Here is a 25,352-nt window from a genome sequence, read left to right on the forward strand (position 1 = left end):
GATGAGGACGCGGCTGGAGTTCCGCGGGGAGCGGTCCGGGACGGCGCCCCTCGCCTGGGGGCAGCGGTCGATATGGCTGGCGATGTGCCGGACCATGCCGAGCGACCACTACTTCAACTTCGGCCGCGTCGTCACGATCGCATCGCACCCGCAGCGGGTGGTGCTGGAGGCGCTCGCGGCGCTGGTCGCCCGGCACGAGTCCCTCCGCACGCGCCTGCGTGAGGCCGACGGCGACGTCCACCAGGCGGTGGAGCGCTCGGGGGCCCTGGAGGTCGAGGTCGTGGAGTGTCCGGCCGCGGACCTCAGGCGCACGGCGGAGGACATGCTCGAGCGTCTGGCCGCGCCCGTCTTCGACTACCACGCCGAGTGGCCCGTGCGCATCGGCCTGGTGACGTGCGACGGCGACGTCCGGTCCGTCGTGATCGTGTTCTGCCATCTGGCCGCGGACGGGCACGGCGCCGACGTCGCCGTGCGCGACCTGCGGCTGCTGCTGCGCCGGGGCGCCCTCCCCGGGCCGCCGCCGCGTCAGCCGCTGGACCTGGCCCGCGAGCAGTCGTCGCCCGCCGGCCTGCGCGTCTCCTCCTCGGCGCTGGCCTTCTGGGAGCGGGAGTACCGCCGCATCGCGCCCTCGATGTTCGGCGCCCCGGCCGGCCCGCCCCAGCGGCCCCGGTTCTGGCGGGCGGCGATGACGTCCCCGGCCATGGGCACCGCCGTGCAGGTGATCTCCGGCCGGTACCGGGTGAGCCAGACGACGGTGCTCCTCGCCGGCGCCGCCGCGATGGTGGGGGAGGTGACGGGACATCGCACCTGCGCCATGCTCCCCGTGGTGAACAACCGCTTCCACGTGCGCGACCGTGAGGTGGTCACGCCGCTCGCGCAGGACGGCCTGTTCGTCCTCGACCTCACCGACGAGACCTTCGAGAGCCTGCTGCGCTCGGCGTGGGCGTCGTCCCTGCGCGCCTACAAGCACACGAGATTCGACCCGCTGGAGCTCCGCCGGGTGGTCGACGCCGTGAGCGCCGAGCGCGGCGAGACCGTCCACCCCTACTGCTGCTTCAACGACCAGCGGCTGGTGGAGCCGCCGCGGATCGTCGCCGCCGAGCACGACGAGGCGGCCGTCCGGGCCTCCCTCGACGAGACGAGGGTGAGCTGGCCGGTCAAGCTGGACCAGCTGAACTGCAGGTTCTGCCTGCACGTGACCGACGAGCCCGCCGGCCTCGGGATCTCGCTCACCGCCGACACCGCCTACCTCCCGCCGGAGGCGATGGAAGGCTACCTGCGCGGACTGGAGCGCCTGCTCCTCGCGGCCGCCTACCGCGAGGTGCGACTGGCTGAGCTCCCACGCCTGGCCGGCACGGCATCCGCCTGACCACACACGGCGCCCGGACACCGCGGCGCGGACCGGAAGTGGCCGGACGACGCGGCGGCGCGCCGCCACCTGCTCCCAGGTGACGGCGCGCCGGTCGTCTCGTCTTCGCCCTTGTCCTTGGTCTCGTCTCGTTCTTGTCCTTGTTCTCGCGGCCTGTCGCCGGGCTCAGCCCAGCCCGTTCCGCATCGCCGTGATCAGCTCGCCGTTGGTCGTGTCCCCGCTGAGCTCCCAGAAGAAGGAGCCGCCGAGACCCTGGTTCTTGGAGTAGCTCATCTTCCCCGAGATCGTGCTGGGGGTGTCGTAGCTCCACCACTGGTTGCCGCAGAACGCGTAGGCGGTGCCGGCCACGGTGCCGGTCGCCGGGCACCGGGTCTTGAGCACCTTGTAGTCCTCGATGCCGGCCTCGTAGGTGGCGGGCGCCGCGCCGGAGGCGCTGCCGCCGGGGGCGCTCTGCGTGACCCCGGTCCAGCCCCGGCCGTAGAAGCCGATGCCGAGCAGCAGCTTGCTCGCCGGGACGCCCTTGCTCTTGAGCTTCTGGATGGCCGCGTCGGAGTAGAAGCCGGGGGTCGGGATGCCGCTGTAGGAGGTCAGCGGCGAGTGCGGCGCGGTCGGGCCGTTGGCCGCGAAGGCCCCGAAGTAGTCGTAGGTCATGACGTTGTACCAGTCGATGTACTGCGAGGCGCCGCCGTAGTCGGCCGCGTCGATCTTGCCGCCGGAGGTGCCGTCGGCCGTGATCGCGGCGGTGACCAGGTAGCTGGACCCGAAGCGGGAGCGCAGCGCCGACATCAGGTTCCTGAACGCCGCCGCGCCGCTGCCGTCACAGCTCAGGCCGCACGCGTTCGGGTACTCCCAGTCGATGTCGATGCCGTCGAACACGTCGGCCCAGCGCGGGTCCTCGACCAGGTTGTAGCAGGAGTTGGCGAACGCGGCCGGGTTGGCCGCCGCCTGCCCGAACCCGCCCGACCAGGTCCAGCCGCCGAAGGACCACAGCACCTTCAGGCCGGGATGCTTGGCCTTGAGCTTGCGGAGCTGGTTGAAGCTGCCGCGCAGCGCGCCCGCGTCCCAGGTGTCGGCCACCCCGTCGACGCTCTCGGCGGCGGTGTAGGCGCGGTCGTAGTCGGCGTAGGAGTCGCCGATGGCGCACTGGCCGTTGGTGACGTTGCCGAAGGCGTAGTTGATGTGGGTGAGCTTGGCGGCCGACCCGCTTGTCTCGATGTTCTTGACGTGGTAATTGCGCTGGTAGACGCCCCACTCGGCGAAGTAGCCGAGCAGTTTGTTCCCGCCGCCGCCCCCGCCGGGCTGGGTGGTGGCGCTGACCTGGTTGCTCGCGGCCGACAGGTTGCCCGCGGCGTCGCGCGCCTTGACGGTGTAGGTGTAGGCCGTGGAGGCCGAAAGACCGGAGTCGGTGTAGCTCGTCCCGGTCGCGGTGGTGACCAGCGTGCCGCCGCGGTACACGTTGTAGCCGGTGACGCCGACGTTGTCGGTGGAGGCGTTCCAGGCGAGGGAGACGCTGGAGGAGGTGGTGCCGGTGGACCGCAGGCTGCCGGGCGTGCTCGGCGGGGTGGTGTCGCCGCCGCCGGTCGCCGTGGTGACGTTGAGCGTGTTGCTCGCGCCCGACAGGTTGCCCGCGGCGTCGCGCGCCTTGACGGTGTAGGCGTAGGCCGTGCCGGCCGACAGACCTGTGTCGGTGTAGCTCGTGCCGGTGACGGTGGTGACCAGCGTCGAGCCGCGGTAGACGTTGTAGCCGGTCACGCCGACGTTGTCGGTGGAGGCGTTCCACGCCAGCGAGACGCTGGAGGAGGTGGTCGCCGTGGACCGCAGACCGGCGGGCGCGCTGGGCGCGGTGGTGTCGCCGCCTCCGCCGGTGACCGGCGTCCACAGAGCCGGCACGTTCGGCGGCTCCCAGCCGACCAGCGACGTGTGGCTCTGGACGCACCGGTAGTCGACGCCGTTGTAACTGACCACGGTGCCCACGGTGTAGGCCGTGTTCGGGGCCCACGCGGCGGCCATGGCGGCGCGGCTCGCGACCGCGACCGTGGCGGAGGCGCTCGGCCCGAACGCGACCGCCGTCCCGAGCGGCAGGAGCATTGCCCCCGTCGCGAGCAGGACCTTGGCGAACTTGTATCTCATTTGTGCTCCACGTCCATCGGGCGGATGCGAATTGGGGGGTCGATGAGGACGTATGTACGGCGGGCGGCGCGCGGGGCCGGAAACCCGGCCCGGCGCGCGGGGCCGGAAACCCGGCGGGAGGCACGCGGCACGGGGGCCGGGAACCCGGCGGGCGGCCGCGCGGGCGGCTTCGCCCGGCATTCACTGAGGGCGGCGGTACGGGGCGAACTGGCGGAGGACCGGCGGAGACCGCGGCATGGCGGCAACCTCCCCACCTCGTCGTCACAACGAAACTGTTAGGAAGCTTTCCTTTTAATTAGCAGCGAACCTACCCGCCCTTGACTCCGCCGTCAATGTCCTGTCACCCCGGATTCCCCCGGCCGTCCACCCCGGAGCGCCCCCGCGCGACCGCCCGCCCGGCGGTGGGGATCGCGATGGCGCCGGGCACGCCCGGCGGAAGCCGGCGGCCCGCTATCGCCTCGCCGTTTCGCCGTGACCGGTAGCCCGAGAAAAGGTCGGAAACAAACGCGCCTGACCGGCCCCGGTGGACTGTGTACAGAAAGTAAGATCCCGCTTTCCGGGGTGCAAAAACGAAACCAGGGTAGTAATGTCAAAACGAAGCCGGTCGGAAGTCCCATGATCGGCCGATTGGGGCGCACATGCGGGAGTCCGGCACCGCATCATCCCAGCGCCCACGGCGCGAGAGCGCCGCCGCCGGCCAGGTTGGTCCATCGATCCGAAGCTCGCTCGCGAATAATTCCAGCCCCCCAAGCAGAACGGTAAAGGCATGCGGAACTCTGGAGACGGCACGATGCTTCCCTCGGTCGAAGATCTGTCCGTCCTGCCACTCACCCAATTGCTAGAGACGGCGCAGTACAAGGATCTCTTTGACACGGTTCCCCCGAAGGCCGGCGTGAAAGTTTCCGTGGCGGCCTTCAACTCCTCGATCTGAGGAGGCCGGCGGCTTCAAGGGACAACCCGGTGCCGTTCCGACAGTTCGTGCTCAAGGTCGCGAGCCGGTGCGACCTCGCGTGTGACCACTGCTACGTGTACGAGCACGCCGACCAGAGCTGGCGCCGCCGTCCGAAGGTCATCGAGCCGGACACGCTGACGGCGGCGGCCGACCGCATCGCCGAGCACGCCCGGGCGCACCGCCTTCCCGCCGTGCACGTGGTGTTGCACGGCGGGGAGCCCCTGCTGGCGGGACACGACCTGCTCGAACAGGCCATCGTGGGGCTGCGCGGCGCCCTGGAGGGGGTGTGCGGCCTCGACCTGCGCGTCCACACCAACGGCGTGACGCTCGACGACCGCTTCTGCCGCCTGTTCGCGGCCCATGGCGTGCGGGTGGGCGTCTCTCTGGACGGTGACCGGCCGGCCAACGATCTGCACCGGCGCTACGCCGATGGCCGGGGGAGCTACGACAGGGTCATCAGAGGGATCGACCTGCTGCGCAGGACCTACCCCGGCATCTACGCCGGACTGCTGTGCACCATCGACGTGCGGAACGACCCGGTCGCCGTCTACGAGGCGCTGATCGCCCTCGATCCGCCGGTGGTCGACTTTCTCCTGCCGCACGCGACGTGGGACCACCCTCCACCTCGCCCCCGTAGTGAGACCGAGTACGCCGACTGGCTCATCGCGATCTTCGACCGGTGGGTGAAGGACGGCCGCCCGGTCGGCGTGCGGATGTTCGACTCCATCATCCGCACCGGCCGCGGGCAGGGAAGCCTGACCGAGGCGTTCGGCCTGGACGAATGCGACCTGGCGGTCATCGAGACCGACGGCCGGTACGAGCAGGTCGACTCCCTCAAGACCGCCTACGACGGCGCCCCCGCCACCGGGTGCGATGTCTTCACCCACACGCTCGACCAGCTCGCCGCGTCGCCGAGCATGGCCGGCCGCCGCGCCGGCCTGGAAGGACTGTGCGAGACCTGCCAGAGCTGCCCGGTGGTCACGAGCTGCGGCGGAGGGCTGTACGCCCACCGGTACCGAGCGGGCGCCGGATTCCTCAACCCCAGCGTGTACTGCCCTGATCTGCTCAGGCTCGTCACGCACATCCACGAGCACGACGACCGGGCACGAGGTGCTTCCCCGCCGCCGCGCGGCAGCGCGCCCGTCGTCTCCGCCGTGGCGTTGCCGATCCCCCAGGATGAGCTCGACGCTCTCGGGAGCGGTTACGGCGGAGGTGAGGTGATCGCCCGGCTGGAGAGCGGGCAGAGGTTCATTCGCCGCATGCTGGTGACCGGAGTGGGCGAGACGGGCCTGCCCGGCGTTCCGGGGGCATGGGACCTGCTCCTGGCCCTCGACCGCGATCATCGGGACGCGCTGCAGCGGGTCCTCGACCATCCGTACGTGCGGGTGTGGGCCGAGCGGTGCCGCGAGAGCGCCGCGCATGCCGCGCCCGAGCCGGGCTACCTGGCGAACATCGTCCTCGCGGCGGCCGTCCGCGCCGGGGTCGTGGCGCGGCTCACCGTTCCGGTGACGGGTGGGCTGCTGCATCTGCCCACGCTGGGCGGCCTGGTGACGGGGCGCGTCGCCGAGGCGCGGGTCGAGACCGGTCCCGGCGGGTTCGCCGTGACCGCCGGCCGCCGCCGCTGGGAGGTCCGGCCGGACGATCGGGCGGGCGGCGACTGGCGGCCGGTCCGCCGGCTCGCCGCGAAGGGCCTCTCGGTGGTCCTGGAGGACACCGACCCCCACCGGGACTGTTACGAGACGCCGGTCTCGCCGCGGCTGTCGCGGAAGCGGGCGGAGGAATGGCAGGAGATGTTCGCGCGGGCATGGGACCTCATCCTCGCCGACCACGCCGCCTACGCCCCCGCCCTGGCCGCGGGGCTGCGGGTGATGACGCCGCTCGCCTCGGCAGGGCCGGACGCCGATGCGAGCGCCACCGCCAGGTACGCCGGTGGCGCGATCGGCGTCGCCCTTCCCGGCGACCCGGCCACGCTGGCGTTGCTGATGATGCACGAGTTCCAGCACGTCAAACTGGGCGCCGTGATGGACCTGCTGGGGCTGTACAAGCTCCACCTGTACCACCAGAGCGACACCAGGCTGTACGAGGCGCCCTGGCGCGCGGACAGGCGTCCGCTGGAGGGGCTGCTCCAGGGCACCTACGCGCACGTGGCGGTCGCCGACTTCTGGCGGGTGCGGCGGCACGGCGGCGCGGAGGCCGACACCCGCGCCGCGGAGATCCGGTATCGGCGCTGGCGTTCCGGCACCCTCGCCGCGTGCGGCACGCTGATCGACAGCGGGTCGCTCACCCCGCTCGGCGAACGGTTCGTCGGGAAAATACGGGCTACGGTCGAATCATGGTCTGATGACTGATTTTCGCGATCTTCTGTGTGCTTCATCTGAAACAGATGCCGTGTAGCGCTTGACCATTGATGGGCGGTCGCGTTGCATTACCTTTATCGTGGTAAGTGTTCGAACACTTCCGCGTCCGGCTTCCTCTGGGTGGGGAGGAGCAACCGCGAGGTCGGGAGACGGAACCTCATGGCAGACGGATCGTTCTCCGGCGATGGACTGGGCGGGCCGTTTTTCTTCTTGTCCTACCGCCATATCGGGCCGACCGACAGCGGGGAGCAAGATGGCCATGTCGTCGAGTTCTACAGAGATCTGTGCCGCCACATCATGCAGTTGACCGACCATCCGGACGGGGTGCCGGCCGGATTCATCGACCGCACGATACTCGGTGGCAACCGCTGGAACGCCGACATCATGCATGCCCTCGCGACCTGCAAGGTCTTCGTGCCGCTGTACCAGCCCAAATATTTCACCAGCGAATTCTGCGGCAAGGAGTGGGACGCCTTCGCCCGCCGCGTGGAGTTGCACCGGAACGAACGGTACTACCCCTTCACCGCGATCCTTCCCGTGCTGTGGGCTCCGGTCGACATGAACCACCTCCCGAAGGTCGCCAGTGAGCTTCAGGTGCGCCACCCCGAGCCGGGAGGAGACTGCCTCTACCGACTGGCGATCATGAAGGACTTCCACAAGGGGTATGTCAGCGCGACCTTCGAAATAGCGACCGCGATCGTCGACGTCGCGACGAGCACGCGTCTGGCGCCGTGCGACCCCGCGGTTTTCACCAACCTGAGGAACGTCTTCGATGAGGCGCAGTGCTGAGCGGGACGCGGTACGCGGCCGCCCCTATTCCCGTCATCGCGCGGGCGAGGTGATGTGACATGTCCATTCTGACGCCCGGCGACATCGACCATCGCGTTCCCTACTTCTTTCTCAGCTACGAGCCGACGCCGAAATACGGGCCCGAGGACACCGGAGACCCGGACGAGTGGGTCAGGGCGTTCTTCGAGAGGCTCTCGCGCGTGGTCGCCGAATCGACGGCGCTCGGGGACTCCGACGTGGTGGGCTACATGGACGACGAGCGGCCACGGACCGGCTGGTCGCCGCGCACCGCCGCGGCGCTGCGGTCGTGCCGCGTCTTCGTCCCGCTCTACGCGCCGCGTTACTTCGTCAGCGAGCGCTGCGGGCGCGAGTGGGCGGTCTTCGCGCGCCGGGTGAGGCGGTCGGTCAGCGAGTCGGAGCAGATCAAGGCGATCGTCCCCGCTCTGTGGGTGCCGACGCCGCCGCCGAAGGTGCCGGCCGCGACCGAGGAGGTCAAGTTCGACGCGGCGGCGATGGGCGAGACCTACCAGCGGCTCGGCCTCTACGGCATGATGCGCACCGATCTGAACCAGGCCTACGAGGCGTCGGTGGCCGAACTGGCCCAGCGCATCGTCGACGCGGCCGAGTCCTCTCGCGTGCTGCCGGGCGAGGAGATGAGCTACCAGGCGGTGCACAACGCCTTCACCGGCTATCCCCGCCGAAAACTGCAGATCGTGCTGGCCCCGGCCCAGAGGGCCCCCGCCAGGAGCGGCGCCTATTACGGGGGTGAGGACGCCGAGTGGAATCCGTACTATCCGCAGAGCACGACCTCTCTGGCGGACTACGCGACCGATCTGGTGCGCAACCTGGAGTACGCCCCTGAGGTTCTCATTCTGCGCGACAGTGCCGAGGAGGTGCTCGGGTCCCAGCCGCCCTCGGCGCCCGCGGTGCTCATCATCGACCCGTGGGCGGGCGACGATCCCGAACTGCTCGGGCAACTCAGGCGGCTGGACGATCTGGACAAGCCGTGGATCGACATCATCGTCCCCTGGAACCGCGACGACGATCAGACGTATCGGCTCGAAGGCGAGCTGGCGCGGAAATTGGAGGAGGTTCTGCGCCGCAGGCTCGTGGAAGGGCGAATGAGCTCTAGGATTTCGGCACGGGATACATCGACCATCGAAGAGTTCGGCCGCACTCTGCGCGCCGTTGTGCACCGCGTGGGAAATCAGTATCTCAAGCATACGACGGCTCATCCTCCCACCGGGCCGCAGGCCTCGCGCCTGAGACTGCGGGGACCGGATGGCGCAGAGAATCGGATAAACCGTGAGGATCGAGATGCGTGACCACCAAGAAGGTCAGATCATCACCTTCTACTCGTACAAGGGTGGAACGGGACGCACGATGGCGTTGGCCAACACCGCGTGGATCCTCGCGAGCAACGGCCATAAGGTGCTGGCCATCGACTGGGACCTGGAGTCGCCGGGGCTGCACAAGTTCTTCCATCCATTCCTGACCGCGGGCATCAGCGATACGCCGGGTGTCGTCGAAATGCTGCAGGAATACGCGTGGGCGGCCGTTCTGGACGAGCCGCGGCCCGACGACTGGTATGAGCAGTACGCGCAGGTCCATCCGTATGTGACCCCGTTGAAGTGGAACGGATTCCCTGCCCCCGGCCGGTTGGACTTCATGTCCGCGGGCAGGCAGAACCGCGAGTACTCGTCGTTGATCGCCTCGTTCGACTGGGACAATTTCTGGGACCAACTCGGCGGCGGCCTGTTCTTCGACGCGCTGCGGTCCAGTGTCAAACGCGATTACGACTTCGTGCTGATCGACAGCCGCACCGGACTGAGCGACATCGCCGACATCTGCACGATGCACCTGCCCGACCGGCTCGTCGACTGCTTCACTCTCAGCGACCAGGGCATCGAGGGCGCGGCCAACGTCGCCCGTGACGTCAGCCAGGCGAGCACCGGCCGCAGCATGCAGATCTTCCCCGTCCCCATGCGGGTCGAAGAAAGCGCCGAGAAGGAGAAGCTCGACGCGGGACGGGCCTACGCCCGCAGTAAGTTCGACCGCTTCCTCACCGGCCCCGGCAGGGCCGAGCCCGACCGCTACTGGGCCTCCGTCGAGATTCCCTACCGGCCCTTCTACGCCTTCGAGGAGATCCTCGCGGCGTTCGTGGACGTCCCCAACACGGCTCGCTCGATGCTCAAGGCCTACGAGAGCCTCACCGAGGTCGTCACCGGCATCGAGCTCAGCAACGTACCCATCGACGAGAAGCAGCGGCTCCGCTATCGCGATCTGTTCACCCGTGTCCGGCCGGTCGCACCGGGGGACGTGATCCTCAGCTACGTCCCCGAGGACCGCATCTGGGCGGAGTGGCTGCAGTCTCTGCTCGTCCGCGCCGACTTCCGGGTCCACATGCACTGCGAGACCCTCGACGAGCCCTCCGACGCCAGGCCCGAGCGGGGCGGCGTCGACCACTTCATCGCCGTCCTCTCTCCCGCCTACGTCCGCTCGCCCCAAGTACGCGAGCTGTGGCCGGGCCTGTCGGCCGGTGCCGGCTCCGCCGGGCGCCCGGTCGTGGTGCCGGTGCGGGTCGCCGACATGCGCACGGCCTACCCCTTCAGCGACCCGCCGGCCGTCGATCTCGTCCGCATCGACGAAGACCAGGCCACCATGGCGGTCATGCGGGCGCTCGGCCAGTCGCCGCGCGACGTGCAGAGCCTGTCGGCGACGGCCTCCTCCGGCGCGCGGTTCCCCCGCACCCAGCCGGTGATCAGCAACCTGCCCACCCGCAACACCGCCTTCACCGGCCGCGGCACGCTGTTGGAGCGGCTGCGCGACCAGCTCATCGGCGGCAACAACACCGCCGCGGTCGTGCCGCAGGCGCTGCACGGCCTGGGCGGCATCGGCAAGAGCCAGGTGGCGTTGGAGTACGCCCACCGCTTCACCGCCGACTACGACGTGCTTTGGTATGTCCCCTCCGCTCAGGCGGCCCTGGCCATTCCCGCGCTCGTCGACCTGGCGGAGCACCTCGGCATCTCGGTCGGCGACAACGTCGAGGACGTTCTGCAGAGCCTGCGGCGCAAGCTGCAGCGCGACACCCAGATCCGCTGGCTGCTGCTGTTCGACAACGCGCACGAGCCGGCCGACATCGAGAACCTCCTGCCCGGCGGGCACGGCCACGTCATCATCACCTCACGCGGGCAGGAATGGTCACAGCTCGCCACCCCGCTCGAGGTCGACGTCTTCACCCGCGAAGAGAGCGTGCAGCACCTGGTGCAGCGGGTCGGTGCGCTGAGCCGTGAGGACGCCGACATGGTGGCGGACGCTCTCGGCGACCTGCCCCTCGCCATCGAGCAGGCCGCCGCCTGGCTCTCAGAGACGGGCATGGCCCCGGGCGACTACGTCGACCAGCTCAAGACCAAGATGTCGCAGGTCCTGTCGCTCAACAAGCCGGCCAACTACCCGACCCCGGTCGCGGCGGCCTGGGAGGTGTCCTTCACCGAGCTGCAGCAGCGCTCGCCCGCCGGCACCCGGCTGCTCCAGCTCTGCGCCTTCTTCGCGCCGGAGGCCATCTCCATCGACATGCTCTACAGCGACGAGGCCAGGCGCGCGTTGGTGCCCTACGACCCGGCGCTGCGCGAGAAGCTCGTCATGGGACGGGTCATCAAGGAGATCAGCCGCTTCGGGCTGGCCCGGCTCGACCAGGCCATCAAGTCCGTGGTCGTCCACCGGCTCGTGCAGGGCATGGTCCGCCACCGGATGTCGGAGGACGAGCAGGTCACGGCCGCGCGCGAGGTGCACGCCATCCTCGTGCGCGCCCGGCCGTGGGACAGCGACGTGGACGACCAGAGCAAGTGGCAGGAGTACGACAAGATCTGGCCGCACCTCGATCCGTCGAAGGCCATCGAGTGGGGCAGGGAGCCGATCCGCGACCTGCTGATCGAGCGGGTGCGCTATCTGTGGCGGCGCGGCCAGTTCGAGGACGCCATCGCCCTGGGCGAGGAACTGGAGTCGGCGTGGCTCGTGCGCTACCCCCCCGTCCGCGAGCGGCTCACGGGCGATCCCGAACCCGCCCCCGATGATCAGGAACTGGAGACGATCGAGCGGCAGATCCTGCACCTGCGGTTCCAGGTGGCCAACGTCCTGCGATCGCAGGGCCTCTACATCGAGGCGCGGCGCACCGACGACGAGGTGCTCACCCGGCAGCGGGTCTTCTTCGGCGCCAACGCCGAGAACCATCCCCACACGCTGATGACGGCGGGGGGGCTGGCCGCCGACCTGCGCGCGCTGGGGGAGTACGCCGACGCGCTGCGGATGGCCACCGACACCTTCGACCGGCTGAAGGAGAACTTCGGCGACGATCACCCGCGCACCCTGGCCGCGGCCAACAACCTGGCGGTGTCGCTTCGCACGGTGGGCAGGTTCGCCGACGCCCGGGACGTGGACGAGGACACCTACCAGCGCCGCATCCTCGTCCTGGGCGCGCAGCACCCCTACACGCTGTTCTCCGGCGCCAACCTCGGCGGCGACCTGCGGGACGCCGGGGAGTACACCAAGTCGGTGCAGCTGCTGCGGCAGATGTACGAGCAGCACCGCACGCTGCTCGGCGAGGACTACCCCGACACGCTGCGCACCGCGAAGAGCCTCGGCGTCTCCCTGCGGAAGGCCGGCTTCTACTCCGAGGCGTTCCAGCTCACCGAGCAGACCAGCAAGCTGTTCGAGCGGGTGTACGGCGTGGAGAGCCCCGACACGCTGGTCTGCCGCATCAACCTGGCCTCCGACCTCGCCGCGCTGGGTGAGAAGAGCCAGGCCCGCGACATCGTGAGCAAGGTGCGCGACGCGTTCGCGGGAATGCTGGGACCCGAGCATCCCTACACGCTGATCGCGGCCAACAACCTGTCGATCTACGTTCGCGAGGCCGAGTCCCCCGAGAAGGCCGCGGGCATGGCCGCCGACACCTTCCGCGCCATGGAAGTCATGCTCGGCGACAACCACCCTTACACCCTGTACAGCGCCGTCAACTACGCCAACTGCCTGACCGACCTCGGAAACCTCGGTGAAGCGCTGCGCCTGGAGCGCGCGACGTTCCAGGCGCTGCGCGAAACGCTCGGACCGACGCACCCCGACACCCTGGCCTGCTCGGCCAACCTCGCCAAGACGTTGTCCTACGCCGACCACGACTCCGAGGCGCGGTCGTTGCGGGAGGAGACGCTGAACTCCTTCCGCGCCGTGCTCGGCGAAACCCACCAGTTGCTGGAGTTCCTGGAAGGCGACCGCCGGATGACCCTGGACCTGGAGGCGCTCCCCGTCTGACCACGCGCTCCCGTACGCCGCACGCCCAGGCCGTTGGACGGCCTGGGTCCGGCCGTGCCGAACCCGTGGGTCAGGCGGCGCTCATCCGCAGTAAGCCGGCCGGGCGAAGGACGGCGCCCCGGCCGTGAGCCAGGTGAGAAGGCTGGGCAGGGCGTAAATGGCCGAGAAATGACCGACGCCCGGCTGGATGAGCGGTTCGGCGCCGCGTATCTTCTCGGCGAGCCATCCAGTGTGACTCACGGGGGAGAAGATGTCATCCGCGCCGTGCCACAGTCGGACGGGGGCCGATATGAGCGCCAGGTCGAACCCCCACGGGTTGCGGAATGCCACGGCGTCGTCCACCCAGCCGCCGAAAGAGCTCTTCAACGCGATTTCATAACCCTGGGTCAGCGATTTACGGACGACCGCATTCATGACGATACGCCGATCGGACTGCGGAAGTTCATGAAAGAACCCGCGGATCAGGGAGGTCGGTTTCTCGCGGATATCCTGGGCTCTCGGCTCGAGGAATTCGGTGAAATACCGGGTGCCCTGCGACGCGGCCTCGTACTCCTTGATATTGGAGGGCGCCATGTCGTCGTACCACCGGCGGCCCATGCCGTCGGGGCCTTCGTCGGGCGGCGCCAGCGTCACCAGGGTCGCCGCCTTGGTGACCCTCTCACGCAGGAGCGCCGCGCACGCCAGTGCGTGCGGCCCGCCGCCCGATCGGCCGACGACCGCGAAACGCTCGATGCCGAGCCGGTCGGCGATGGTGCGCACCTGGTCGGCGCCGTCGCTCACCGCGCGTTTCTCGCGCCTGGTGGAACGGCCGTAACCAGGGCGGTCGTAACAGATGAGCCTGATCCGGTGACGGAAGAGGAAGGATGTCTTGGGCAGTGGCCCCACGCGGCATCCGGGAGTGCCGTGGAAGAAGAAGACGGGAGTGCCATAGGGGTCGCCCCACTCGGTGACGGCGAGCCGGCCGTCTCGCCCGTAGGGGATGCTCCTTGTGGGCACGCCATCTTGCAGCCTCACGTCACGCGTCGGCGGCACATCGTGCTCGGTCAGCACATCTCTCCCCATCCAAGAGCGTCGTCGAGCCGAGGGATACCCGCGGCCGGTGGGGTTCACCGAGACGCGGATGCCTCCCCGGCGCAATCATGGCCGAAAATACACGTGCCATGACACGATGCGTGCACAGGCGTGACGTAGGAGTGCACCCCGCCGGGCCTGCCCGGATGAGCCGACGCCTTGAGATGTTCCAACGTCGGCCTTGCCGAACCGCACAGCGAAGGTCCCTCAACCTTACGCGACGTAGGTACGGGTTACCATAGCGCGCTTCGGGTCACGGGTCCCCTAAAAGCATTCGTTCCAGCCCTCTGGTTGCCATTCTGTGCGCCTATGGGCGTCTTCGCGCCAGGACTCTCTGCGGTTGTTGTGGAGGTTTCATCGCCATTTGCCATTACTGTGACACATGTCCGACGGATGATCTGGTGTCCGAAGCGTCACCATGTAATGCCGCCGGGGCGGGTTTCCCTCTCGGTGTGGGGACGGTGCGGGGTTACGCTCACGGGCATGACTGTGGGAGATGGCTGGTCGCACGAGAGGTACTGTTCGGCGGTCGAGGCGGAGGTGGCGCGGCTCGCGGAGGTCGTGGAGGGGCCCGTCCTCGCGGTGGAGGTGCCCACCTGTCCGGGGTGGACGGTGGGGAAGCTGGTCAGGCACGTCGGGATCATCCATCGGTGGGCGGAGCACATCGTCCGTGAGCGGACCCGGACGCCGGTCACGTCGCGGGAGGTGCCGGTGAAGCTGCCGGAGGACGACGCGGCGTACTCCTCCTGGCTGGCAGAGGGCGGCGAAACCCTGGTGGCGACGTTGCGGGCGGCGGGGGGAGGGGTCCCGGTGTGGTCATGGGGAGGCGAGACGAACTCGGTGTTCTGGGCGCGGCGGATGCTGCACGAGTCCACGGTGCACCGGGCGGACGCCGAGATCGCGCTCGGGCGCGAGCCGGACATCGCCGTGCCGGTCGCGGTGGACGGGGCCGAGGAACTCCTGGACAATCTGCGGGTCGCCCCGTGGCTCGCCGAGGGCCTCGCCGAGCCGGCGGGAAGCGGAGAGCGGCTGCACTTCCATGCCACGGACGCCGGCGAGGCGGGGGAGTGGACGGTGACGCTGGTGCCCGGCGGCTTCACCTGGGAGCGGGGCCACGGAAAGGGTGACGTCGCCGTACGCGGGACCGCCGGTGATCTCCTTCTCCTCCTCTACGGCCGCCGCGAGCCCGCCGGGGACCGCTACGAGATCTTCGGCGACCGACCCCTCCTCGACCGCTGGCTGACCAAGACCGCCTTCTGACCCGGTGGGAGAGGGTGACGGCGGTGGCGGCGCTTGGTTGCGGTGGGGGGAGCGGCGTCCTTCTGCCGCCATGGGGGTTGGTAGTCAGTGCACTTGTTCGAGAGCGGTGCTCTTGACGGTGATGGGTGGTCTCGTGTTGACTGGTCCTGCGGGAGAGCGGTGCTCTCGTCAAGTGGGAGGAGAGCGGCGATGCGGACCAGGTTTCTGGAGAGGGCCGGCGGGCGGGTCGCGTACGACGTGACGGGGCCCGAGGACGGGCGGCCGGTGATCCTGGTGCACGGGATGGGGGACACGCGGGCGACCTTCCGGCTCCTGGGGCCGCGTCTGGCGCGGGCCGGGTACCGGGTGGCGGCGATGGACGTGCGCGGGTATGGGGAGTCGAGCGCCGACTGGCCGAGCTACGACGTCGTGCCGATCGGAGAGGACGTGCTGGCCCTCGCCCGCGTACTCGGCGGTCCGGCCATCGTGGTCGGGCACTCCATCGGGTGCGCCTCGGCGGTATGGGCGGCCGCGCGGGAGCCCGGGCTGGTCGCCGAGCTGGTGCTGATCGGCTCGTTCTCCGGGGACACGCCGATCAAGTCGTGGATGAGGCTCGCCTCGCGGGCGGTGGGCCGCAATCCGTATCTGTGGAGCATGTTCCTGCGCTCGTCCTACCCGACCGCGCGGCCCGCCGACTTCGACGACCACCTGCGCGCGATCAGGACCAACCTGCGCGAGCCGGGACGGGCAGCGGCGCTGCGCGCCCAGATCGAGGTGTCCCTGGCAGGGGTGGTGACCCGCTATCCGGAGGTGCGCTGTCCGGCGCTGGTGGTCATGGGCACCAAGGACCGCGACTTCGCCGACCCGGCGGCCGAGGCGCGGTCGATCGCCGCCAAGCTGGGCGGTCCGGCTGCGCTTCTGCTGGTCGAGGGCGCCGGACACTACCCGCACGCCGAGATGCCCGAGGCGACCGCGAAGGGCATCCTCGCCGCCCTTGACCATGGCCCTCCCGCCGGCCGCTTCGGTGACGGACCGGCCATGGGGTGTGCTGAGGTTACCGCGTGAGGCGTCCTTGCTGCTCTTGACCATGGTCTTCCCGGGGCCACTTCGTTGACGGGCCGGTAACCAGGGTGCTGAGGCGGCCGCGAGGTGAAGTGACGGGCTGCTGGGGGAGGGCGTCCCTGGAAGGGGGCCGACCGGTCAGAAGGCGACGCCGCAGCGGAGGATGACGTTGGCGTAGGGGTGGGCCTCGCCGGTGCGGACGATGAGCTTGCAGGCGCCGGTCAGGTGTTTGAGCCGCTCGTGCGGCACATGCGACAGGCGGGGGAGCCGTTCTGCCAGCAGGGCGGCGCAGCCGGGGTTGGCCGAGCGGACCTCCTGGGCGGCGATGGCGCTCTCGACCACGATCTCGGCCAGGATGCCGTCCAGCACGTCGGCGAACGAGGGGATCCCTGGCAGGAACGCCAGGTCCACGACCTGCGCGCCGGACGGCAGCGGCATGCCGCTGTCGCAGATCAGCACCTCGTCGGTGTGCCCGAGCCGGGCGATGGCCCCGGCGAGGGCGGCGTTGAGGATGCCCGTGCGTTTCATGGCCCTTCGACCTCCTCCAAGGTCGGAAACGAACTCTGGGCCCCCGCCGCGCGCACCGTCGCCGCGCCGACCCGCACCGCGAACGCCGCGGCGGCGGCGACGCTGTCACCGCGCGCCAGCCGCCAGGCCAGCGCGCCGGTGAACGCGTCCCCGGCGCCCGTGGTGTCCACCACCTCGACCCGCGGGCTGGGGATCGCGGTGATCCCCGAGGCGTCGGCGACGAGGGCGCCGTCCGCGCCCAGGGTGATCACCACCGACCGGGGGCCGAGGGCGAGCAGCGCCTTGGCCTGGACGTGCGGCCGCGCCGCCACGCCGAGCACCATCGCGGCCTCGTGCTCGTTCACGACGAGCGGATCACACCGGGCCAGCAACTCGTCCGGCACGGGAGCGGGCGGCGAGAGGTTGAAGACCACGCGGCGCGCCGCCCGCGCCGCCGCGAGGACCGTGGGCAGGGGCGTCTCCAATTGGAGGGAGACGACCGGGGCCGAACGGAGCAGGTCGCCGGACTCGGCCACGTCCTGCTCGCTCAGCCGTGCGTTCGCGCCGGGGGAGACGATGATGCTGTTGTCGCCCTCCGGCCCGACCGAGATCATCGCCACCCCGGTCGGCGCGGCCGTCGGCCGCAGGTGGCGGAGGTCCACTTCGTCGCGTTCGAGAGCCTCGCGGAGCAGCCCGCCGTAGGCGTCGTCGCCGACCCGGCCGAGCATCGACACGCGCCCGCCGAGCCGGGCGGCGGCCACGGCCTGGTTGGCGCCCTTGCCGCCGGGATAGGTGGCCAGGTCCGAGCCGAGGACGGTCTCGCCGGGGCGAGGACGCCGGTCGACGCGGACCACCAGGTCCATGTTGACCGACCCCACGACCACGACGTCGTACAGCCACGGCACTACACCACCGCCCGGCCCGGCGCCGGTGGTCGTAACGGGTCCGTCCGGTTTGCTACGAGGGGTCGTGACGGGCTCGTCCGGGTTGCTGCCAGTGGTTGCGACAGGCTGGTCTGGGTTGCTGCGGCGTGTTGCGACGGGCTCGTCCGGGTCGGCGTTGGGGGGTGTGGCGGGTCCGTCGGGTCGCGGCCACGGTGCGCCTCCGGCGGCATGGGGGTCGCCGGGGCCGTCCGGGGGGCGGTCGTTGATCACTTCATCGGTGGCCATGACGGTCAGGAGGCCGAGAACTCGGAGAGGTTGTCCTTGGTGGCGATCTTCACCGGCACGTCGAGGGTGGCCGGCAGCTTCTCGCCGCCGGCGGCCTTGACGGCGTTCTGGACGGCCTGCTGACCGAGCAACGCCGGCTGCTGGGCGACGCTGGCGGCCAGGGTGCCGGCCTGGATCGCCTTGAGACCGTCGGGGGTGCCGTCGAAGCCGACGACCTTGACCTGCTTGCCGGCCTTGGCGCCGAGGGCCTTGATGGCGCCGAGGGCCATCTCGTCGTTCTCGGCGAAGACGCCGGTGATGTCCGGGTGGGACTGGAGCAGGTTGGTCATGACGTCCAGGCCCTTGGTCCGGTCGAAGTCGGCCGGCTGCTGGGCGACGACCTGGATGCCGGCGTAGGCCTTGACGCCGTCGGTGAAGCCCTGCCCGCGGTCGCGCGCGGCGGAGGTGCCCGCGACGCCCTGCAGGACGACGACCTTGCCCTTCTCACCTAGCTGCTCAGCCAGCTCCTTGGCCGCGAGCTTGCCCCCGGCCACGTTGTCGGAGGCGACCGTCTGGGCGACCTGGGCGTTGTTGACGCCGCGGTCGACGGCGAGGATCGGGATGCTGGACCGTTCCGCCAGCTTGACGGCGGGCGCGGCGGCGTCGGAGTCCACCGGGTTGAGGATGATCGCCTTCATGCTCTGGCTGGTGAAGTTCTGCACCTGATTGACCTGCTGGGACGCGTCGTTCTGCGCGTCGGTGACGGTCAGGGTGGCGCCGAGCTTCTTGGCCTCGGCCTCGGCTCCGTCGCGCAACTGCACGAAGTAGGGGTTGTTGAGCGTGGAGATCGACATCCCGATCTTCACGCCTGAGCCGCCTGAGCCGCCGGAACCCCCGGAGGAGGCGCCTCCGGAGGAGCCGGAGCCGCAGGCGGCGAGCCCGAGGGTGAGCGCCGCGCCGGCCAGGACAAGGGCGGGGATTCGCATGATGGTCTACCTCGTTGGTGTCGCGGTGGTTCGGAAGGTCGGGGACAGAGGGCATGGACGGTCTGGGCGGGCGGTGCGGCCGCCCGGCCGCCGCCGCGGGCGTATGGCGGGGCGGCGTGGTGGCGCGGCGCCGGGGCGGTGACGGTGGCGCGGCGCCGGGGCGTTCAGCCGGAGCCGCGGCGGCGGAGGGTGTCGACCAGCACCGCCAGCGCGATCACCACGCCGATGACGACCTGCTGCCAGAAGGCCGATACCGACAGCAGGTTCAGGCCGTTGCGCAGCACGGCCAGGATCAGCGCGCCGACGAGGGTGCCGAGCGCCCGGCCTTTGCCGCCGGACAGGCTCGCCCCGCCGATGACGACGGCGGCGATGGCGTCCAGCTCGTAGCCCGACGCCGCCTGCGGCTGCGCGGAGGCCAGGCGGCTGGCCAGGACGATGCCGGCGATCGCGGCGAACGCCCCGGACAGGGCGTAGGTGATCAGCTTCTGCCGGTCCACCTTGATGCCGGACAGCCGGGCGGCCTCCTCGTTGCCGCCGATGGCGTACATCGCGCGCCCGGCGTACGTGCGGTTCAGCACGACCGCCGTGACCACGCCCATGAGGGCCATGACCAGCACCGGGACCGGCAGGTACCCGCCGAGCGTGTCGCCGAGACGGGAGACGGCGTCGGGCATCGCGATCGGGCTGCCCTGCGAGACGACCAGCGCCAGCCCTCGGGCCACGCCCAGCATGGCCAGCGTGGCGATGAACGGGGGCAGCCGGCCGTAGGCGATCAGCGCGGCGTTGACCAGCCCGCAGGCCAGGCCGACGACCAGCGCGACCACCGCCGCCACCGGCCAGGGAAGCCCGGCGGAGGTGGCCGTCCAGGCCAGCGTGATCGCCGACAGCGCCGCCACCGCGCCGACGGACAGGTCGATGCCGCCGGTGATGATGACGAACGTCGCGCCGAACGCGAGGATCGCGGTGACCGCCGCCTGCACGCCCACGTTGAGCAGGTTCGTCACGGTCAGGAAGTCGCCGGACATCAGCGACAGCGCGACCGCGAGCACGACCAGCGCGACGACCGGGCCGTTCTCGGCGAGCAGCCCGCGCAGCGCGGGGCGCCGGGTGAGCACGTCAGTGGACACGAGCATCCTCCACCTCGGTGACGGCCAGGGCCATCACCGAGTCCTGTGTCGCCTCGGCCGTGTCGAGCTCGCCGACGAGCCTGCCTCTGGCCATGACCAGCACGCGGTCGCTCATCCCGAGGATCTCCGGCAGGTCGCTGGAGATCATGAGGACCGCGTGCCCGGAGGCGGTGAGCGAATTGATCAACTGGTAGATCTCGACCTTGGCCCCGACGTCGATGCCCCGCGTCGGCTCGTCAAGGATGAGCACGCGGGCGTCGGCGAGCAGCCACTTGCCGATCACGATCTTCTGCTGGTTGCCGCCCGAGAGCGTGCGGACCTCCTGGCCGAGATGGCTCATCCGCACGCCGAGCCGCGCCGCGACCTGGCCGGCCGCGGCCCGCTGCCCGGAGCGGTCGACGAACCCGCCGCGGGTCGCGCGGCGGAGGGTGACCAGGCCCAGGTTCTCCGCGACGTCCGCGCCGAGGACCAGCCCCTGGCCTTTGCGGTCCTCGGGGACCAGGCCGAGCCCGGCCTCCATCGCGGCGTGCACGTCGCCGCGGGGGAGCGGGCGGCCGTCCATCAGCACCTCGCCCGAGTCGTAGCGGTCGGCGCCGAACACGGCCCGCGCCACCTCGGTGCGGCCGGCGCCGACCAGGCCCGCCAGGCCCACGACCTCCCCCGCCCGCACCTCGAAGGAGACGTCGGTGAAGGCGCCGGCCCTGGTCAGGCCGTTGATCCGTAGGAGGGGCGGGCCGGCGTCGGCGGCCTGCCTCGGGTACTGCTGGTCGATGGGCCGGCCCACCATGAGCCGGACCAGCTCCTCCTGCGGCGTCGTCGCCGGCACCTCGCCGACCGAGCGCCCGTCCCGCAGCACGGTCACCCGGTCGCCGACCTGCGCGATCTCCTCAAGGTGGTGGGTGATGAACACCACCGCCACCCCCTGGTCGCGCAGTTGGCGGACGATGGTGAACAGCCGCTGGACCTCGGTGGTCGTCAGCACGGCGGTCGGCTCGTCCATGATCAGGACGCGGGCGTCCAGCGCCAGCGCCTTGGCGATCTCGACCATCTGCATGCGGGCGATGCCCAGGTCGGCGACCTTCGTGCGCGGGTCCACCTCGACGCCGACCCGCGCCAGCAGCCCGCGGGCCTGCTCGTGCATCCGCCGGGTGTCGACCAGGCCGAACCGGCGTGGCGGCCGTCCGAGGGCGAGGTTCTCCCCGACGGTGAGCTGGGGGACGAGGTTGAACTCCTGGTAGATGGTGGCGATGCCGAGCCGCCGGGCGCCGGCCGCCGAACGGATCTCGACCGGCGCGCCGTCCACCAGGATGCGGCCGGAGTCGGGGTGGTAGGCCCCGGAGAGCATTTTGATCAGCGTGCTCTTGCCGGCGCCGTTCTCGCCCAGCAGGACGTGCACCTCTCCCGCGCGCAGTACGAGGTCGACGCCGTCCAGGGCCACCACGCCCGGGAACCGCTTGCCCAGGCCCTCGACCCGCAGGACCTCCCGCGCGTCCGTGCGGCCCGCCCCCCGCTCGCTCATGCCGTTCCCCTTCCGACGACCGCGTCCGGTGTGTCCCCGTGCCCGTCCGGTGTGTCCGGGTGCCCGTCCGGTGTGCGGTCGTGCCCGTCCGGGGGACGTGCGTGCGGTCGGGCTTCGCCGCAGGACTCGCGGACGACGAGGTGGGCGGGGAGCACCACCGAGTCGGCGCGCCTCCCCCCCAGGATGTCCAGCAGCACGCGCACCGCGCCGCGGCCCAGCTCCGCCGTCGGCTGGCTGATCGCGGTGACCGGCGGGTCGGTGTGACTGAACCACGGCACGTCGTCGAACGACGCCAGCCCGATGTCGCCGGGTATCCGAAGCCCCCGCTTCCGGATCTCGTCCAGCGCACCGAGTGCCATGAGGTTGTCGCCCAGGAAGATGACCTCGGGCGGCTCGGGAAGGTCCAGCAACGCGGCGGTGAGCGCCTGCCCGCTGCCGGCCCGGAAGTCGCCGACCCGGACGTACTCCGGGGGCACCTCCAGCCCGGTCTCGGCCGCCGCCATGAGGAACGCCCTTGTCCGCTCACGGCCGGTGGACAGCGTGCCGGGCCCCGAGATGAAGGCGACCCGCCGGTGGCCGAGGGCGCGCAGGTGGCCGGCCAGCCGTCTGATCGCCTCGGTCCCGTCCGCGCGCACCGAGGGGACGTCCAGGCCGGGAAGGGTCCGGTCCAGGAAGACCAGCGGCCGCCCGCCGCGCGCGACCTCCTCGATGAGCGGCGTGACCTCGGCGGTCGGGCAGATGAGCAGCCCGTCCACCCGCTGCTCCAGCAGGGTGCGCACGTAGTGGTCCTGCTGGTCGGCCCGCTCGTCGGCGTTGCCGATGACCACGGTGTATCCGGCCTCCCGCGCCCCGTCCTCGACGGCCCGCGCCAATTCGGTGAAGAACGGGTTGAGGATGTCGCCGATGATCAGCCCGAGCGTCCGGGTCGCCTCGGTGCGCAGGGAGCGCGCCACGGCGTTCGGCACGTAGTTCAGGGCCGTCATGGCGGCGTACACCCGGCTCCTGGTCTCCTCGGTGACGGATGGACTGTCGTTGAGCACGCGGGAGACCGTGGCGACGGAGACGCCGGCGTGCGCGGCGACATCCTTGATCCGGGCCATCGGTCCTCCATGTAATCGATTTCATGAGGGTATGTAATCGATTACATGGCTGTAAACCGGACATCTCGTGACCTGTGTCACATCATCCGACCCCGGAAACGGGTGAGAGGTCCGCATTGCGGCTCCGGGTGGCCGCCGGTGACAATGGATCCGGCACCGAGGAGGTCACCGATGGGCCAGGACGACGACGCGCTCGCGGAGCGCTTCACCGACGAGGAGTACGCCTTCCTGCGCTTCGTCAGGTTCGGGCAGCTGCCCGAGCGGATCCTGCCGAGCCAGATGGTGGAAGAGATCAAGACCGACCTTCCGCAGGACGTCCCGGAGCGTGCCTTCGACGCCCGCAAATGGGGCGAGGCCGGCGGCCTCTGAGCCCGCCCTCTCGCCAGGCCGGCCGCTCGGATCGGGCCCGCAAGCGCGGTAGCATCTCCGCCACGAACGCGATCAACGGCTAGGAGTGCCACATGCGCAAGATCGTGCTCTACCATCTGATGTCGCTGGACGGGATCGCCTTCGAGGACGGCGACTGGATGGCCGACGACGGCCCCCAGCTCATCGCCTACCTCGACCGGGTCATCTCCACCCAGGACGAGGTCCTGCTGGGACGCGGGACCTACGACTACTGGGCCGGTTACTGGCCCACGTCGGACTTCCAGCCCTTCGCCGACTTCATCAACGGCACCCGCAAGCACGTCGTCACCTCCAGCCCGCTCACCCAGGAGTGGGCGAACTCCACCCCGGTCACCACCCCGGTGCGCGACTACGTGACCGCCCTGAAGCAGGGATCCGGCGGTGACATCGGCGTCCACGGCAGCATCGACCTGGCGCGCTCCCTGCTGCAGGCCGGGCTCGTCGACGAGTTGCGGCTGGTCGTCGCACCGGCGGTGGTGGGGCACGGCAGGCGGGTGTTCGAGGGCGACGACGTACAGTCGTGGACGCTGCTCGACGTCGAACGGGGCAAGAACGGCACGCTGTTCCTGGACTACAGCCGCTGAACCATGCGCAGCGCCTGATGGATATCGCCGGGCGGAGCGACCCCGGGTCGTCCTGGCGGAGGCGGGCGTGGCGACCGGCGGACGCCCGCCTCCCCGAGGCCGGCGGGTCGGCTGTCGCGGGTCACCTGTCCGGGGCGTCGATGACGCGCTTCCAGCCGGGGCCGAGCGCGGCGGCGTAGGCGGCGCGCTCGTGGACGAGCCCCGACCAGCTCTCGGGCCGTTCGGCCACTGCAAGGCAGTCGCTACCGTGCAGGCCCCACACCTCGGCCTCCAGCCAGCACAGCCGCCGGTACTTGCCCGGCGCGGTCACCTGGGAGCCGAAGTCCCATCCCACCGCCGAGACCGCCTTGCCGGAGAACTGCCGCGCGGCCCGTTCGACGTACGCGCGCCGGGTGACCGTCTCAGGGTGCAGGAAGGACAGGTCGAAGCCGTTCAGGCCGAGGCCGAAGGCGGCCAGTCCGAACAGGAACGTCGGACGCACGCCCCTGGCCGCGCAGTACGCGGCGATCCGCCGCGCCCCGCGCAGCGCCCCGGCGTAGGACAGGACGTACAGCCGCTTCAGCGCGTGCGTCTCCAGGTAGCGGCCGACGGCGGCGATGACGGTGGCCCCGGAGGCGACGGTGTCGGCGATCAGCAGCGTGTCGGCGGGCGCCTCGATCTGCGCGTAGGGCACCTCGACGTGCGCCGACGCGCCGGACACGACCACGCGCGAGGTGGCGACCAGGTTCAGCGGCAGATTGTGCCCGCTCTGCCGCAGGACCGCGTCCCCGAGCTGGTACACCAGCCCCTTGCTCAGGATCACCAGCTCGGCCGTCCTGGCCGGGTCGTACTCGTCGGCGAGGTGGCCGGCGAAGTGACGGCTGGACGCCAGGCAGGCGCGCCGGAATCCGGCCCCGATGAGGTTGCGGTCGAAGAGCATGCGTTCGAGCGCCTCGTTGCGCACGACGTAGAGCCGGGAGCCGTGCGTCCCGGTCTCGATCAGTTCCGCGGTGCTGCCTTCGGTGTCGAGCACCATGGGGCCTCCTTCGGGTCGTCCAGGATCCGGGCCGGCCCTCAGGTGGTGCCGGTCATCCCGGGGTTCGGTCGAGCAGCCGCAGCGCCTCCAGCATCGGGACGTCCCCGTGGAGGACGTTGTGGCGGTATTCGCTGATCGCCCCGCCGAGCCAGCCGGGCACGTCGCCCGTCGCGGGCACGCCACCGGCCTCCACCAACGCCGCGAGGGCCTCGCCGGCGCGCAGGAAGTCCTCGACGACGGCCGCCGACAGCGCGGCGACGTGCGGATGGACGTAGTCGCGGACGGTCGCTCCCCGATATTCGAGCAGGTCGGCCCGGTACTTGGAGTTCGGCGGCGCGACGGTGACGACGGGCGTGCCGAAGGCCGCCGCGGCGGCCATCTCGACGCCGATGCCCAGGCCCCGCCTCTCGCGCGCGTCCACCACGACCGCTGTCGCGATCATGACCTGGTACATGTCACGGCCGAACTGCCCGAGGGTGTTGCCCGGGTCGGTGATCGGGTCGTCGGGGTTGAGGAAGACGACCTCGTGCGGCGCGGCTCCCTTGGCGACCTCCATCCTCTCCGTGTCGGACCACGTGAGCTTCCCGCGGTCGCGAGAACCCTTGGTGATCGAACCGGAGCAGTACACCGAGACCTTCACTGGTGCTTTCCCTCGCCCTGATCGCACCGCCCGCGGCGCTCACCC

19 protein-coding genes and 1 pseudogene are annotated in these 25,352 nt (G+C 70.6%); 10 read left to right on the forward strand and 10 right to left on the reverse strand.

Features of this window, described 5'->3' with window-relative positions; translation table 11 throughout:
• Position 1: 1 nt before the first annotated feature.
• Positions 2-1,369 (forward strand): condensation domain-containing protein, encoded by a 1,368-nt coding sequence (locus tag ABZT47_RS14755; RefSeq protein ID WP_354840976.1) that lies wholly within the window; start codon positions 2-4, stop codon positions 1,367-1,369.
• Between the two features lie 165 nt (positions 1,370-1,534).
• Here ABZT47_RS14755 and ABZT47_RS14760 read toward each other — a convergent pair whose 3' ends face one another.
• Positions 1,535-3,499, reverse strand: a complete 1,965-nt coding sequence (locus ABZT47_RS14760; protein WP_354840978.1) for a glycosyl hydrolase family 18 protein — start codon at positions 3,497-3,499, stop codon at positions 1,535-1,537.
• 766 nt (positions 3,500-4,265) lie between these two features.
• On the opposite strand from ABZT47_RS14760, the gene ABZT47_RS14765 reads away from it, so the two are divergent.
• The 5 genes from ABZT47_RS14765 to fxsT all read left to right on the forward strand — a co-directional run bounded on the left by ABZT47_RS14765 (position 4,266) and on the right by fxsT (position 12,901).
• Positions 4,266-4,430 (forward strand): hypothetical protein, encoded by a 165-nt coding sequence (locus ABZT47_RS14765; protein ID WP_354840980.1) that lies wholly within the window; start codon positions 4,266-4,268, stop codon positions 4,428-4,430.
• A 29-nt stretch (positions 4,431-4,459) separates the two neighbouring features.
• Positions 4,460-6,799, forward strand: a complete 2,340-nt coding sequence (locus ABZT47_RS14770; protein WP_354840983.1) for an FxsB family cyclophane-forming radical SAM/SPASM peptide maturase — start codon at positions 4,460-4,462, stop codon at positions 6,797-6,799.
• 168 nt (positions 6,800-6,967) lie between these two features.
• Complete coding sequence (locus tag ABZT47_RS14775) at positions 6,968-7,597, forward strand: TIR-like protein FxsC (protein WP_354840985.1); 630 nt, start codon at positions 6,968-6,970, stop codon at positions 7,595-7,597.
• A 59-nt stretch (positions 7,598-7,656) separates the two neighbouring features.
• Positions 7,657-8,922, forward strand: coding sequence for a TIR-like protein FxsC (locus ABZT47_RS14780; RefSeq protein ID WP_354840988.1), 1,266 nt, complete (start codon positions 7,657-7,659; stop codon positions 8,920-8,922).
• Complete coding sequence (fxsT, locus tag ABZT47_RS14785; RefSeq protein WP_354840991.1) at positions 8,915-12,901, forward strand: FxSxx-COOH system tetratricopeptide repeat protein; 3,987 nt, start codon at positions 8,915-8,917, stop codon at positions 12,899-12,901. The genes ABZT47_RS14780 and fxsT overlap by 8 nt, the downstream gene beginning before the upstream one ends.
• Positions 12,902-12,982: 81 nt before the next feature.
• On the opposite strand, the gene ABZT47_RS14790 is transcribed toward fxsT, so the two are convergent.
• Positions 12,983-13,951: an alpha/beta hydrolase gene (locus tag ABZT47_RS14790; protein ID WP_354840993.1), complete on the reverse strand. Its 969-nt coding sequence runs from the start codon at positions 13,949-13,951 to the stop codon at positions 12,983-12,985.
• 504 nt (positions 13,952-14,455) lie between these two features.
• On the opposite strand from ABZT47_RS14790, the gene ABZT47_RS14795 reads away from it, so the two are divergent.
• Together ABZT47_RS14795 and ABZT47_RS14800 are read left to right on the forward strand one after the other, a co-directional pair.
• Positions 14,456-15,232 (forward strand): maleylpyruvate isomerase family mycothiol-dependent enzyme, encoded by a 777-nt coding sequence (locus tag ABZT47_RS14795; protein WP_354840995.1) that lies wholly within the window; start codon positions 14,456-14,458, stop codon positions 15,230-15,232.
• 189 nt (positions 15,233-15,421) lie between these two features.
• Complete coding sequence (locus tag ABZT47_RS14800; protein ID WP_354840997.1) at positions 15,422-16,276, forward strand: alpha/beta hydrolase; 855 nt, start codon at positions 15,422-15,424, stop codon at positions 16,274-16,276.
• A gap of 135 nt (positions 16,277-16,411) precedes the next feature.
• Here ABZT47_RS14800 and rbsD read toward each other — a convergent pair whose 3' ends face one another.
• The 6 genes and pseudogenes from rbsD to ABZT47_RS14830 all read right to left on the reverse strand — a co-directional run bounded on the left by rbsD (position 16,412) and on the right by ABZT47_RS14830 (position 22,660).
• Positions 16,412-16,801: a D-ribose pyranase gene (gene rbsD / locus ABZT47_RS14805; protein WP_354840999.1), complete on the reverse strand. Its 390-nt coding sequence runs from the start codon at positions 16,799-16,801 to the stop codon at positions 16,412-16,414.
• Positions 16,798-17,685, reverse strand: coding sequence for a ribokinase (locus ABZT47_RS14810; RefSeq protein ID WP_354841001.1), 888 nt, complete (start codon positions 17,683-17,685; stop codon positions 16,798-16,800). Before ABZT47_RS14810 ends, rbsD begins: the two co-directional genes overlap by 4 nt.
• A gap of 269 nt (positions 17,686-17,954) precedes the next feature.
• Positions 17,955-18,914: a D-ribose ABC transporter substrate-binding protein gene (locus tag ABZT47_RS14815; RefSeq protein ID WP_354841004.1), complete on the reverse strand. Its 960-nt coding sequence runs from the start codon at positions 18,912-18,914 to the stop codon at positions 17,955-17,957.
• 176 nt (positions 18,915-19,090) lie between these two features.
• Positions 19,091-20,047, reverse strand: a pseudogene (locus tag ABZT47_RS14820) (ABC transporter permease); the annotation flags it as partial.
• The gene (locus ABZT47_RS14825) at positions 20,031-21,560 is read right to left on the reverse strand and encodes a sugar ABC transporter ATP-binding protein (RefSeq protein WP_354841007.1); all 1,530 of its coding nucleotides are present in this window, start codon (positions 21,558-21,560) and stop codon (positions 20,031-20,033) included. The gene ABZT47_RS14825 and the pseudogene ABZT47_RS14820, both read right to left, overlap by 17 nt.
• The gene (locus tag ABZT47_RS14830; protein ID WP_354841010.1) at positions 21,557-22,660 is read right to left on the reverse strand and encodes a LacI family DNA-binding transcriptional regulator; all 1,104 of its coding nucleotides are present in this window, start codon (positions 22,658-22,660) and stop codon (positions 21,557-21,559) included. The genes ABZT47_RS14825 and ABZT47_RS14830 overlap by 4 nt, the downstream gene beginning before the upstream one ends.
• Positions 22,661-22,831: 171 nt before the next feature.
• Between ABZT47_RS14830 and ABZT47_RS14835 the strand changes: the two genes are divergently transcribed.
• Positions 22,832-23,029, forward strand: a complete 198-nt coding sequence (locus ABZT47_RS14835; protein ID WP_354841013.1) for a hypothetical protein — start codon at positions 22,832-22,834, stop codon at positions 23,027-23,029.
• Between the two features lie 92 nt (positions 23,030-23,121).
• The gene (locus tag ABZT47_RS14840; RefSeq protein WP_354841016.1) at positions 23,122-23,652 is read left to right on the forward strand and encodes a dihydrofolate reductase family protein; all 531 of its coding nucleotides are present in this window, start codon (positions 23,122-23,124) and stop codon (positions 23,650-23,652) included.
• A gap of 121 nt (positions 23,653-23,773) precedes the next feature.
• Here the strand turns inward: ABZT47_RS14840 and ABZT47_RS14845 are convergent, their stop codons facing one another.
• Both ABZT47_RS14845 and ABZT47_RS14850 read right to left on the reverse strand, forming a co-directional pair.
• Positions 23,774-24,667: a hypothetical protein gene (locus ABZT47_RS14845; RefSeq protein ID WP_354841019.1), complete on the reverse strand. Its 894-nt coding sequence runs from the start codon at positions 24,665-24,667 to the stop codon at positions 23,774-23,776.
• Positions 24,668-24,719: 52 nt separating this feature from the next.
• A complete protein-coding gene (locus tag ABZT47_RS14850; protein WP_354841022.1) occupies positions 24,720-25,307 on the reverse strand; it encodes a hypothetical protein in 588 nt (195 codons plus the stop codon).
• Between the last annotated feature and the right edge of the window lie 45 nt (positions 25,308-25,352).

The organism is Sphaerisporangium sp. NPDC005289 (assembly GCF_040607455.1).
GTDB lineage: Bacteria > Actinomycetota > Actinomycetes > Streptosporangiales > Streptosporangiaceae > Sphaerisporangium > Sphaerisporangium rhizosphaerae.

Coding starts and splice junctions, on each gene's coding strand:
- ABZT47_RS14755 (WP_354840976.1), top strand. CDS start 2: ATGAGGACGCGGCTGGAGTTCCGCGGGGAGCGGTCCGGGACGGCGCCC.
- ABZT47_RS14760 (WP_354840978.1), bottom strand. CDS start 3,499: ATGAGATACAAGTTCGCCAAGGTCCTGCTCGCGACGGGGGCAATGCTC.
- ABZT47_RS14765 (WP_354840980.1), top strand. CDS start 4,266: ATGCGGAACTCTGGAGACGGCACGATGCTTCCCTCGGTCGAAGATCTG.
- ABZT47_RS14775 (WP_354840985.1), top strand. CDS start 6,968: ATGGCAGACGGATCGTTCTCCGGCGATGGACTGGGCGGGCCGTTTTTC.
- ABZT47_RS14780 (WP_354840988.1), top strand. CDS start 7,657: ATGTCCATTCTGACGCCCGGCGACATCGACCATCGCGTTCCCTACTTC.
- fxsT (WP_354840991.1), top strand. CDS start 8,915: ATGCGTGACCACCAAGAAGGTCAGATCATCACCTTCTACTCGTACAAG.
- ABZT47_RS14795 (WP_354840995.1), top strand. CDS start 14,456: ATGACTGTGGGAGATGGCTGGTCGCACGAGAGGTACTGTTCGGCGGTC.
- ABZT47_RS14800 (WP_354840997.1), top strand. CDS start 15,422: ATGCGGACCAGGTTTCTGGAGAGGGCCGGCGGGCGGGTCGCGTACGAC.
- rbsD (WP_354840999.1), bottom strand. CDS start 16,801: ATGAAACGCACGGGCATCCTCAACGCCGCCCTCGCCGGGGCCATCGCC.
- ABZT47_RS14815 (WP_354841004.1), bottom strand. CDS start 18,914: ATGCGAATCCCCGCCCTTGTCCTGGCCGGCGCGGCGCTCACCCTCGGG.
- ABZT47_RS14825 (WP_354841007.1), bottom strand. CDS start 21,560: ATGAGCGAGCGGGGGGCGGGCCGCACGGACGCGCGGGAGGTCCTGCGG.
- ABZT47_RS14830 (WP_354841010.1), bottom strand. CDS start 22,660: ATGGCCCGGATCAAGGATGTCGCCGCGCACGCCGGCGTCTCCGTCGCC.
- ABZT47_RS14835 (WP_354841013.1), top strand. CDS start 22,832: ATGGGCCAGGACGACGACGCGCTCGCGGAGCGCTTCACCGACGAGGAG.
- ABZT47_RS14840 (WP_354841016.1), top strand. CDS start 23,122: ATGCGCAAGATCGTGCTCTACCATCTGATGTCGCTGGACGGGATCGCC.
- ABZT47_RS14845 (WP_354841019.1), bottom strand. CDS start 24,667: ATGGTGCTCGACACCGAAGGCAGCACCGCGGAACTGATCGAGACCGGG.